Source organism: Pseudomonas phytophila (assembly GCF_025643095.1).
GTDB lineage: Bacteria > Pseudomonadota > Gammaproteobacteria > Pseudomonadales > Pseudomonadaceae > Aquipseudomonas > Aquipseudomonas quasicaspiana.
On record NZ_CP081201.1, the window covers coordinates 2549885 to 2561352 of the forward strand.

The 11468-nt window shown below is 55.0% G+C and carries 9 protein-coding genes; 6 read left to right on the forward strand and 3 right to left on the reverse strand.

Features of this window, described 5'->3' with window-relative positions; translation table 11 throughout:
* Positions 1–101 precede the first annotated feature (101 nt).
* On the reverse strand, positions 102–1085 hold the full coding sequence (locus K3169_RS11445) for a GlxA family transcriptional regulator (RefSeq protein ID WP_231678104.1): 984 nt from the start codon (positions 1083–1085) through the stop codon (positions 102–104).
* Between the two features lie 107 nt (positions 1086–1192).
* Here K3169_RS11445 and K3169_RS11450 point away from each other — a divergent pair, with 107 nt between their 5' ends.
* Positions 1193–1870, forward strand: a complete 678-nt coding sequence (locus tag K3169_RS11450) for a DJ-1/PfpI family protein (protein WP_122704979.1) — start codon at positions 1193–1195, stop codon at positions 1868–1870.
* Here K3169_RS11450 and K3169_RS11455 read toward each other — a convergent pair.
* Entirely contained in the window at positions 1867–2490 is a 624-nt protein-coding gene (locus K3169_RS11455; RefSeq protein WP_099270043.1) for a TetR/AcrR family transcriptional regulator, read from the reverse strand. The two genes, K3169_RS11450 and K3169_RS11455, sit on opposite strands and share 4 nt — an antisense overlap.
* 185 nt (positions 2491–2675) lie before the next feature.
* Between K3169_RS11455 and K3169_RS11460 the strand changes: the two genes are divergently transcribed.
* Positions 2676–3758, forward strand: coding sequence for an MBL fold metallo-hydrolase (locus K3169_RS11460; protein ID WP_231678103.1), 1083 nt, complete (start codon positions 2676–2678; stop codon positions 3756–3758).
* Between the two features lie 163 nt (positions 3759–3921).
* Here K3169_RS11460 and K3169_RS11465 read toward each other — a convergent pair whose 3' ends face one another.
* Entirely contained in the window at positions 3922–4074 is a 153-nt protein-coding gene (locus K3169_RS11465) for a hypothetical protein (protein ID WP_263271578.1), read from the reverse strand.
* Between the two features lie 192 nt (positions 4075–4266).
* Between K3169_RS11465 and K3169_RS11470 the strand changes: the two genes are divergently transcribed.
* The 4 genes from K3169_RS11470 (at position 4267) to K3169_RS11485 (ending at position 11460) form a co-directional block, all read left to right on the forward strand.
* Positions 4267–5670, forward strand: coding sequence for a DKNYY domain-containing protein (locus K3169_RS11470; protein WP_263271580.1), 1404 nt, complete (start codon positions 4267–4269; stop codon positions 5668–5670).
* Between the two features lie 345 nt (positions 5671–6015).
* Positions 6016–6894: a DUF4123 domain-containing protein gene (locus K3169_RS11475; protein WP_231666539.1), complete on the forward strand. Its 879-nt coding sequence runs from the start codon at positions 6016–6018 to the stop codon at positions 6892–6894.
* Complete coding sequence (locus tag K3169_RS11480) at positions 6891–10295, forward strand: toxin VasX (RefSeq protein ID WP_263271582.1); 3405 nt, start codon at positions 6891–6893, stop codon at positions 10293–10295. Before K3169_RS11475 ends, K3169_RS11480 begins: the two co-directional genes overlap by 4 nt.
* Positions 10285–11460, forward strand: a complete 1176-nt coding sequence (locus K3169_RS11485; RefSeq protein WP_263271584.1) for a hypothetical protein — start codon at positions 10285–10287, stop codon at positions 11458–11460. The genes K3169_RS11480 and K3169_RS11485 overlap by 11 nt, the downstream gene beginning before the upstream one ends.
* The last annotated feature ends 8 nt before the right edge of the window (positions 11461–11468 follow it).

Consider the following 11468-nt stretch of genomic DNA (forward strand, 5'->3'; position numbering starts at 1 on the left):
TTGATCTACTGCATATGCGGTCTTTGCTGAAGAGCGCGGTCCATGTGGGAGCGGTTGGGCGGCATTCCGAGCTGGAATCTGGGGTGCATTTGTGAAATCCATTACCCACTAAACCGCTCCCGATAAGCCATCGGCGTCACTCCCAATCCGCGCAAGAAGCTACGCCGCAAGGTCTCCTCGCTGCCAAATCCACACCGTGCCGCAACGCGTTTGATGGGCTGTGTGCTGTCCGCTAATAACCGTCGGGCTGCTTCAACCCGCAGTTGTTCGATGGCTTTGGCCGGGGTGATGCCGGTTTGTGTGCGGTAGTGGCGGACGAAACTGCGTTCGCTCATGCCCACCTTTGCGGCCAGAGCGGCAACGCCGAGGTCGCTGGTCAGATTTTCGATGATCCAGCCATGCAGGTCGGCAAAACGTCCGTCCTCCGTGACGCTTGCGTGCTGCATCGACAGGGTGGCGCTGAATTGCGACTGGCCGCCCGGTCGCTTGAGGAACACCACCAGATTCCGAGCGACCGCCAACGCCAGAGCGTGTCCCAGGTCCTCTTCGACCAGCGCCAGGGCAAGATCGATGCCCGCCGTGACACCGGCCGAGGTCCAGTAGCCATGGTCGTGGATGAAGATCGGATCGGGATCGACCCGTAACGCTGGGTATTGCCGGGCGAGAGCCTCGCAACTGTCCCAGTGGGTGACCACGCGGCGACCGTCCAGCAAACCGGTTGCCGCCAATAGAAATGCGCCACTGCACACCGAAGTGACGCGTCGGCTTGCAGCAGCGTGCTCATGCAGCCAGCGCACCAGTTGCGGGTCGCTGGCCGCCACCTGAACGCCACGTCCCCCGGCGACGATCAACGTGTCACTGCTTTCGCTGGCCGCAGGCAGAGGAAAGGTCAGCAAGCCCAGCCCTGCTGACGATTCGATGGAGTGGTCCTGGGCAGCGATCACCTTCATTTGATAAGGCACCGGCAGACCCTGTTGTTGGGCCTGAAGGTTGGCCGAGGCGAAGACTTGCAACGGTCCGCAGACATCCAGCAACTGAACGTTGGGGAACGCAAGAATGTGCACGGATCGTGGCTGATCGCTCATTAGCGTTATTCACATTGGTTGGCGTGAAAAGTGGGGTGTATGGCGTATCCGCCAAAGGCTAAACCGCTAGAGTTATCGCGTCTACCCCAACCTCAAGCGGACTTCATATGACCCTGCACATCGGCTTGCTCGTATTCCCAAAGGTGCAACAGCTGGACTTGACCGGTCCTTATGACGTATTCGCCTCGACGCCCGGTGTGACCGTGCACCTGATCTGGAAAGACCTCGAGGCACTCTATTCCAGCACCGGTCTGCAACTCCAGCCGACGCAGACTTTCACCGATTGCCCGCCCCTCGATGTGCTGTGCATTCCCGGCGGACAGGGTATCGACCCCTTGCTGGAGGATGAACAGACCCTTGCTTTCATCCGCGAACAGGCCCGGACTGTGAAATACCTCACGTCGGTCTGCACCGGCGCTCTGGTGCTGGGCGCAGCCGGGCTATTAAAGGGCAAGCGGGCGACGACCCACTGGGCCTCGCATGAATTGCTGGAGAGTTTTGGTGCGATCGCGGTGCATGAGCGGGTGGTCCGCGATGGCAACCTGATGACGGGTGGCGGAGTAACGGCGGGAATTGATTTCGCCCTGACGCTGGTAGGCGAACTGTTTGGAGAAGTGCAGGCGCAGACCGTGCAGCTGCAGCTGGAATACGCGCCTGCAGTGCCTTTCAATGCAGGTCATCCGTCAACTGCGCCCGCCGAAGTACTGGCTCTGGCCCGCGAGCGACTCAGGCAATCCATCGCCCAACGCCGCGCTATCGTGGCTCGGGTGGCAGCGCAGGGTTAGGTTTTTGCTACCGGGATTTCGTACCAGCCGAGAAACATGTCCAGTGTCGATTCAATAACCTCGGCTTGTTGTTCTGGACTCAATACCGGCTTGTTGATAGTCACCTGAGGCCAGAACGCAAAGCCCTTGAGCAGACCATGCATCTGGGTGGCGGCGAACGTCGGGTCGGCAGGCTTGAGACGGCCATCTGCCTGGGCGGCGCGGATCCATGCAGCGAAGGTTTCTTCGCGCTCATCCAGGCGCGCCAGCCAGACTTCCGCACGTTCGGGTGAATGAATGGTTGCCCCCAGCGCAACTCGCGCAAGGTCCAGGCAGTTGGTGTCAGAAAGCGTCTGCATTTTGGCCCGCAACATGCTGCGCAATTGATGGCGCAGTGTCACACCAGGCCGGTAGATTGAATCCGGAATCTCGCCGATACGGCACCAGAGTCGCTGGAGGATTTCCGCGAACAGTTCTTCCTTGCTGGGGAAATGGTTGTAGACGGTGCGTTTGGAAACCTCCGCTCGCGCGGCAATGCGGTCCATGCTGGTCACTTCAAACCCGGTGTCGCGAAACTCGGCAATGGCGGCCAGCACGATAGCTTCGCGTTTTCGGTCGGTGAGTCGCATAGGGGCAGTCATAGGTCTCGCTTCAAACAAGTGTTTTGATAAAAGTACACTCGGCAGTTTACTTGTCATCGCTGATGATGCAAGCTTAAAACTACACTGTGTAGTGTAAAAGCAGGTTACACATTATTTGCCTTTCCCGCTATTGCAAAGCGGCGGCGATGATGAGCAGCGCAGCAAACTCCCGGAGTCAGCAGACCATGACCAAGATCACAGAAAATTCGTCAGCTCAGTCTTTACCGACCCTGCAAAAGCACCAAGGGCGTTATCGCAACCCTGTGCCCATGAGTCGTATGGGTTTTTTCAAGACGCTGAGGATTTTCTGGAACATGGCTTTCAAAAAGCCATCGGTCACCCGTCCCTCGGGGGAAATTCCAGTGCAATCACTCACGCGCCAGCAGCTTCTGGCTGCGCCGGACTACACGGTCTATCGCCTTGGGCACTCCACGGTCTTGCTGAAAATGCGCGGGGTCTTCTGGCTCACTGATCCGGTGTTCGCCGAGCGTGCCTCGCCGGTGCAGTGGGCGGGTCCGCAGCGCTTCCACCAGCCGCCTATCAGCATTGAAGAACTGCCGCCGATCAAAGCGGTGATCCTGTCCCATAACCACTACGATCATCTCGACCACATGGCGATCAAGGCGCTTGAGGCGAAAACCGAACACTTTCTGACGCCGCTGGGCGTGGGCGATACCTTGATGGAGTGGGGCGTACCGGCGCACAAGATTCAGCAACTGGACTGGTGGCAATCCACCGAAGTGCATGGCATGCAGTTTGTCGCTACGCCTTCCCAGCATTTTTCCGGCCGCACGCTGCTGGACGGCAATCGCAGCCTGTGGGCGTCATGGGTCATGCACGATGAACATCAACGGATCTTCTTCAGTGGCGATACCGGTTACTTCGACGGTTTCAAAACCATCGGTGAGCAATACGGCCCATTCGACCTGACATTGATGGAAACCGGTGCCTATAACGTCGACTGGCCTGACGTGCACATGCAGCCCGAGGAAACCCTGCAGGCGCACATCGACCTGCGCGGTCGCTGGTTGCTGCCGATCCATAACGGCACGTTTGATCTGGCCATGCACGCCTGGCACGAACCCTTCGACCGCATCATCGCGCTGGCCTGGGAGAAGAATGTCCTGATCACCACGCCGCAAATGGGGCAGCCGTTTTACGTCCAGTACCCGTGTCGCGGCACTGCCTGGTGGCTGGGAATGGAAGGAGTGCGGGAAGTGCCATCTGAAGACATCCGCGGCTTTCAGTACGTACGGCGCAATGCTTAATACCTTGTAAGCGCAATATGTGGGACCGAATTCATTCGGGAAGGCGGCATTTCAGACGATAGGTTAACTGAGGATGTACCGGCCCCTTCGCGAATGAATTCGCTCCCACTGAAACCGCGTTTCCAGGCCAGGATGAAAATCTGACGTGAACGCAGCGCGACCCTCAGCCCTGCTTCGGATCCGCCGACGTACCCGGTCTCGGCTGCTCACCCTGTTCATTCATCTGCTTGTTCTTCTCGCCAATCTTCCCGGCATTTTCCGGTTTGTGGTCGAGGTCTTCGCGGTTCGATTCCTGATCTTTGTTTTGCTCGGTCATCACGGCATCTCTTGTTGTCTGTGGGCTGGTTTGTGGTCGTTAGAGATTGGGCAACACAGCACGCGCAAGATTCGCAATATTTTCCGGATTGATCGCATCTGATCCAGACCGTTGAGCGTTAATATCAGCACCCCCGCAGGCGCTTACGGGGAAATACATATCGCAACGAATCAGGTGAGTGGGGCAGCAGGGATGAAGAACTGGAACGCTATCAGGGTTTTATGGGGTGCAGTAGTACTGGCCTCGTCCTCTGCCGTGCATGCCTATACGGTGAATGAGTGCACCGAAAACTGGTACCCACTGGCAAAGCCTGGCGAGCGGAGTTATGAGCAGCATCCCGAGAAGAAAGGAATTTGCGTCGAACAGAAAATTACCGTGAAAGGCCGCCAATTGGTGGAGATTGGTGGCAAAGGGTACTTCATGACTGACTCGAAGAGAGAAAGTACGGCGTGCCCGCGCTCCGGTGATGGTGTGGGCATACCCATCCCCGCATGCATACTCCCATCAAAGATGCAGCGCAATGTCGTGCATGAAGAGCGGGGCTATCATCTGATGACGCCCCATGGCGCCGACTTGCGACGCTTGGGTGATTCCTGGTATTCGACTGATGGCCGTACGGTGTTTCTCACTCCTACCCCTATTGAAGGTGCGGACCCTGAAACTTTCCAGGCATTTGATACGTCGGGCGCTGATGAACACGATGATTGGGCAAAGGATCGCAACCACATTTATCACGATGACAAGCCGATGCCGGACATGGCCGTGGGTGAGATGCAGTTCATAGGGCCCTTTGTGATTAATGCTGGCCGTGTATTCGAGGTCGTTCTTAGTAGCGTGAAAGAGAGACCCGATGTCCTGCCGACACTGACTATGCTTGCTCCCCAAAATTTAAACCATCTGAGTCTGGTCAGCGATGGGCGTCGTCTCTACCTGAGAGGAAAGGCTGTGAACAGCCTTAATGAACTCGATGGCTATTATGCACCTGACATCAAAACCTTATCTCCAACCTGTCCGGTAGCGGGTCATCCTGAACTTCGCTGCAAGGCGAATCATCCTCAGGTTTTCGATAACGGCCCAGAGTCACGCCTCGCCCTTGCAGGGAAGGATGTGCTGTATTTTCGTGGCGTGAACGATGTGAAGCGCATCTCGAATGTGCCCGACCTGGTGTTCTTCAGGCCGGATAATACGCCGTATGTTCTTGGGATCAGTGGGCAGCGCTTGTACACCATAAGCGGTCCTGGCACCTCACCGGTTGCCGGTTCATCCTTTCGTGGACACATCAGCGGTCCGATAGCCGGAGCGCTGGTCGACGAGGAAGGCTTTATCACCTCGTTCCCGCAGTCGAATATCAAAAAGTGCTCTGCAAATTCTCGCGTTCCAGCCTGGCCGAAGGCGGGCGATTCGAGTCGTCTCGGCGCACTGCGACAACTGGCTGAGACAGAAACACCCAAAGGCTTTGCAGTGGCGCTGGAAAACGAGCGCTACCGCTATCTGTTTGTCAGCCGCGAGAAACGTAGCGCTGGCGATACCGTGATAGATCGCAGCGATGGCCGACGCGTGCTTGCTGATTGTCGGCAGGACCAGGCGGGGTTCTAACCTCGCCGTCGCGCAGTAAACACAGTTTGTGTAGGAGCGCACGAGCACCGCGAGGCCGCGATAGCGGTGTATCAGACAGACCGCCATCGCTGGCCTCGTAACCTCGGTGAGCTCCTGCAGAAAAGTGTTTCAAATCAGATTGATGTGTTTTTTGACAGGCGCTTATCGAGGTTACGAGAGCCAGCGATGACAGCTTCTTGTCACAGAAATACCGATTCGCCTGCCTATTGGGACAGAGCCTTCGCGCACATCCGAAATATCCCACAACACCTCTCGCATATCCCCGACTGACTCTCGGGTCGTTAAACGGCAAAGTCCTGCGCTTTCTTTGGCCAAGGGTTTGCCATGCACGGTCAATCAGTGACGTCCGCCATTTCGCTGCCGGATGACTTCACTTGGGATAAGCCTGTCGGTCTCCTGCTGGATGCCATTCAGGTCAAAAACCTCCTTCGCAGCCTGTATGAGTGGTCGCCGGCCCCGGAAGCTCAGGTGCTTTACAACGGCACTCGCTGGGCGAGCATCAGTCAGCTTTCCCCTTGTCTCGTTCGCATACGTGATGATCAGAATCCGATTCTTCAGCAGTTTCTGGCCAACACTGCTGATAACTGGGGATACCTGCTTGTCAGTGACGGCTCATGGGACGAGCTACTGGCCCACGTGCGCTGGTTGACCAGCATTCGTCCTGCAGGGCATGACGATATGTATTTGCGTATTTCCTCTCCTGATGTGGCGCACGCTATTTTTGACCCGGAGCACAACCCGGGCGTTGAGGTTTTCGGACCCTGTCACACTGCATTGGTTACTCAGCATCCCGTACCGGGATGGCGGCAATACCGACGACCAGGTGAAAGACCGTCATCATGTTTAGCTGAGTCATACGCGCCCAACGACGCGCAATGGGCTGCCCTTCAAATGACCGCCTACCGCATGTCTGTCAATGAGCTCTATTCGCATATGAGCCGTTTCTTCCCGCAGTACCTGGCTGACTTATCTCCAGAGCAACGTCTTGAACGTATCCACCAGATGGTTGCATCAGCCATTGAACGCGGTTTTCGAACCCGGCGAGAAATATGGCTGTACGCCAACGTGTTCGGTTTTTTGGGCGATGAAGGGCTTCAATCCCATCCGGATATCGTGGAGCTCCTAACCAGAAAATCTGACCTGACACCCCATCAGAGTGTTGATCGAGCAGCCAATCTGGCGGCGCAGCGGAGTACCCAATGACTGACCTTCAGACCCCTCGTGGTCACTTGGCAAACCTGACGGCCAACGCGCAACACGTCGATGAACTTGACGCGGGCGGTATGTGCCCATTGATGAAACGCACCCTCCAGTTTTTGCCTCTTCGGTATGGCCTTGTAGAAAACCTTCAACCACCGAAAAGCCTCTTGGTACCGCACCATTTACAAAGCCGACAAACCGGTATACGCCTGCTACGCGACGGCTACTTGTACATCGTCGATGACGCCAGCGGTTACCTGCATGAATACCGCATAGAACAAGGCTCGTTGAGCAAACTTCTATGGAAAGGAGCAGAGGTCAGCGCTGATATCCGGACTCACTCTATCGGGGAACCCGAGTTGGTATTCCCTCGGCAGAGCACATTGTATGTAGCGTATTCAGAGTTTCAGTGGACGGCATACAAGTGTTCTCAGGTCATCGGTCAATTGCCTGAGCGTGAACACTTCATGCAGCGCGTCAGCCTTGAGCACGTGCAATGCGCAGATGCGGGAAAACATCTGCTGAATGAAAAGCAGGCACGCCAATCGCTTGCCGAAACCGTTGAAACCCTGCCAATTCATGACTTGCCTGATGGCGCAAACCCGGAGGAGAGCATTCCTTACAGTTGGGAGCATGAGGCATTGTTTCGCAGTACCTGGATTGAAGAACTGACAAGCCAGGTAAATGCGGCACACAAACATGATTTTCTGTTTCTAGTGGTTCGCGATGATATCGGCATCATGCTCGATCTGGCGGCGGCGCAACTCAAACTGGCTGACTGGATCGGCCAGTGGAGCGAGGATGAAAACACTCAGCATCAATACCTGACGGGCGCTTACATCCAGGCCATGTATGAGGTGAATCAGAAGCGCGTTGAAAAACTGGGCAGTGTTGACCCGCGCTACGAAGCACTCATTGACGACACCAACGACGCCGAGCGGGAAAAGCTTTACGAATATCTGCGTGTGAAGCGCGACTATCGCGGTCCGGCAATCTTCGGTGACGAGCAAAGCTGGCGCAATCAGGCGCAAGGCAATCCGCTGGCCAAGGCGACAGTGGAACTACTCGACACTCTCGGACAGTCGCGCTGGGAAACCCATCGCCCGGCAATCAACGACCTTGAAGTGGATACGTGGCATGCGCTGGGTGGCAAGGAAATCGGCGAGCGGGGTATTGATCAACTGGTGCATCGTGAGGCGATGCAACGCTTCATGCTCAAGCAACAGACATTACTGAGCCATTGGCACGGCCAGCTCAAGCGTGTCCGTGCCGACCGCCTCAAGATGATTATCGAAGGTCACTTCCATCGCGCCGCGTGGTATTACGATTTCCGTCAGAGCGAGCAGATTCAGCATCGGTTGGAGCGAGAGTTCAACTGCGTGGCGGCGATCTGTGACGATGAGGCGTCCGTTCAGAAACTGCACGACTATCTGGAGAAAAATCCGCTCGTCCAGATCCCCGGCCTCGACACCTTGAATCTCGCAGACCAGACCGACGTGCAGAAAAAGCTCGCCGAGTTGAGTAACTTCAGCATCAAGCTTAGCGACGCCCCGGCAGTGGTTCGCGACATGGATTTGCTGGCCAATCAGTTCAACAGCCTGATGCGTCAGCGGTTGCCAAACTTCGACAATCTGAATACTCAATTCACGGGTTTGAGGAGTTTGTTAGGTAATGCCTATGATCCTGCTCGACAGATGAAAATGGCACATCAATTTGATCTTATTCGAAGAGATTTTCAGAGCAGCGGATCAATCGATCCAAACAATTTTATTCGTAATATCGGTTCTGTAGCTCGGCTGCGCTTACTCAGTGCCTATGCTTCCAGTGGACTGCAGCTACGCATCGCTTCCACCTCCGAGTACGATCAATTTGATCGTGATCGCCGCTCAGCGCTGACCCTTCGAGACGAGATGAAGGAACTATATAAAGAACGTCGTGAAATGCTCAGGTACAAAACTAATGATGCAGATCCTTTGGGCTCTCGTAAGCGTATTAATGAGCATATCGGTGCTCTCCAGTACCAGCTGGCTCCTATTGAGGAGCGCCTGAGTCTGGCACTGACGCCGGGTGGTGGCGCAGGGAAGTTCGGGCTGGCGCTCGGCAATATGGATCCACAACTCCTGGAGGAAATGCAGCGTACTGTCAGCGACTATCGACGGACCGGGAACTTCAAGGAGCCGATCCGTGGGATATTGAAATCAAAGGGTGATCAGATTGCAGTGGTATTGTTTTTGGTGCAGGTCGTTAAGTTCATAGAGGCCTCTTCGGAAATAATGTTGAAAGAGGATCGCAGCTGGAAAGACTTGTTGGATGGGGTCGACCCGGCGATTGCTATGTCCTCCGCAGGGTTTGCAGCCGTTCAAGGGTTATCGATTAACTTTCTGCAATCTCACATTGATCAGATGCACAGTGCAAGCGGTAAGCTTCAAACGATGGTTGCGCTGGGTAAGTGGTCAGCATTCTCTGGGCTGGGTGCCTTTAGTTTAGGGTTTGGGGCAGCCGTGATAGATTTAGGCAAGCACACTAAACATTGGGCCAATGCGTTGGCAGAAGGTGATGGCAAAAAACTCGCCGCAACTTCGTTGCAAATGAGCGGCGACCTAGTGTTGGTCGGTACAAATGCTTGGGCGCTTAAACATAACTCCCTCATAACTCGGAGCATAATCCGCAAGCCCTTGGAATTACGTGCGCTGGCTTGGGCCCAGCGCAGTTCAGCTCTGGTCGGTATTGCCGCCAGAGCAAATTTGATCGGTATCGCTGCCACCGGCCTTCAACTCTCCGGGGAGGCGTTGTACAACTATTTCAATCTCGACTCACTCAAGAAGTGGGTGAGAGGCAGCATCTGGGGGCAGGAGAATCTTGGTCTAAGTCTGGATGAAAGCTGGGGGAAGCTGGCCGGGATCGTTCAGCAACCCCTATGCCAGCTAGTGCGTACCCGTCACAGTGTTGAGTTGCGCCTGACCTTTCCGGGCATTCGTAGTGCAGATCTGGAGCGGCGCAAAGTATGGGTCGAAGCCTACCACCGTCAGAAAGAGCCCGGCCTTTCAAATGGCTTGCAAAAACCCGTTTCCTGGTCGAGATGCACCGAGGTACTGGCAAGCCAGCTAAGGCGGGTTGATCGTCCTGATGGGGCGCTGGTTTTGTGCCTGGATCTGCGGCCGTTGATGTCGGATTACTTCGGGCTGGCCCTTGCGGTCAGCTACGAACTTGAAGAGCAGCGCACTATCAGCCATCGCTCTACCTTTTACGTGGTGGATCTGCACCGCAGGCTGATTGAGGATCGTTGGCAGGAGCGAATTGGCACTTTTGCTTATAAAGCAGAAACAGAGCAGTCGATGCAACTTAAGCCCTCCGAGCCTTGGTTGCTTCGCAACATTGACTTGGTAGCGCCTGATGCTCGATAAACTTCACAAACTCAAACCAGAGCCAATGTTGCCATTTCAGCAACGCCCTAAAGTTGGCGACGAGCGCAGGACCGAGTCTGAGGAAATCCTATATCTCGCTCCGGTACCTGTGCCAACTGGGGAGCGCCCCGAGAATATTCATCACTTCTATGAAGTCAATGATGTCTATTTGCAAGTGGGGAGTAGTAATAGAGATATGGTTATTCAGGGCAAGATTTTTGCGAAAACTATTTGGTCTATATTATTTTTTTTGATTCCCTTGCCTGTGGTGCTTGCAGCTTTCTCAGCTATTTTCTCTCCAGACGGTGTCTATAGCTCTTTCTCTGATGAGTTAAGCGTAATACAGAATACATTTTGGACCTACGGCTTGGTGGGGTCATCTTTATTAATTAGCGTTCATGTTTGGGGCTTTATAGCCAAAACTCGCGAGAGAGCCCGACAATTACCCCTCCGTTTTAATCGTCAGCGCCGTCAGGTGTGTCTTGTCTGTAATGATACCGGTGACCTACTCATCGTCCCCTGGGAAAGCGTAAGTGCCTGGGTTTCACAAATCACGACTGTCAGCGATTATGGCGATATGGTGTTCCATACATTAAGTATGGGCTTGGAGAATAAAGATATAGGGATGGTACAGCCCATACAGTTTGTCAAACTTAGCCACGCCCACGCCGTAGGGACCTGGGAAGCCATTCGGCAATATATGGAGTATAAGGTGCCCGAAGATGAACACAATATGTCGCAGCGTCTTACGCATGGCCGAGCCTACACGGAATATGAGCTTCGCCCTTATGAGGGGCTGCATACCTGGGAAGTCGAAAAGCTGTTGAAGGAGGAAGAGGGTGACCTGCACTGCGGCTTTAGCGATGAGCGTCGTGCTGAGATCGGCTTCTCCCCGCGTACCCGTTGGCCCCTACGGCACTGGTACATCCGGCGTGTGCTCACTTTCTGGAAAATGCCCTACATGATCGCTGAGTGGGGCCATAAAGCCGGCACTCCCTATATCCCGGAAAAGGTCCGCGAGTGGTCAGCGCCTATTCCTCCAGACCAATGGGCCAAACCCAGCACTGAACTGCAACGAGCGACAAAAGTTGTTGAGCAGGCCATGAACAGGAAAAAGAACAAGCTGGACTTCCGTTCGGCCTGCCAGTTGATCGGGGGCAGGTAAACGGTGAA

Excerpts from the sequence above, each read along its gene's own strand:
- K3169_RS11445 (WP_231678104.1), bottom strand. The coding sequence starts at position 1,085 with ATGAGCGATCAGCCACGATCCGTGCACATTCTTGCGTTCCCCAACGTT.
- K3169_RS11450 (WP_122704979.1), top strand. The coding sequence starts at position 1,193 with ATGACCCTGCACATCGGCTTGCTCGTATTCCCAAAGGTGCAACAGCTG.
- K3169_RS11455 (WP_099270043.1), bottom strand. The coding sequence starts at position 2,490 with ATGACTGCCCCTATGCGACTCACCGACCGAAAACGCGAAGCTATCGTG.
- K3169_RS11460 (WP_231678103.1), top strand. The coding sequence starts at position 2,676 with ATGACCAAGATCACAGAAAATTCGTCAGCTCAGTCTTTACCGACCCTG.
- K3169_RS11465 (WP_263271578.1), bottom strand. The coding sequence starts at position 4,074 with ATGACCGAGCAAAACAAAGATCAGGAATCGAACCGCGAAGACCTCGAC.
- K3169_RS11470 (WP_263271580.1), top strand. The coding sequence starts at position 4,267 with ATGAAGAACTGGAACGCTATCAGGGTTTTATGGGGTGCAGTAGTACTG.
- K3169_RS11475 (WP_231666539.1), top strand. The coding sequence starts at position 6,016 with ATGCACGGTCAATCAGTGACGTCCGCCATTTCGCTGCCGGATGACTTC.
- K3169_RS11480 (WP_263271582.1), top strand. The coding sequence starts at position 6,891 with ATGACTGACCTTCAGACCCCTCGTGGTCACTTGGCAAACCTGACGGCC.
- K3169_RS11485 (WP_263271584.1), top strand. The coding sequence starts at position 10,285 with ATGCTCGATAAACTTCACAAACTCAAACCAGAGCCAATGTTGCCATTT.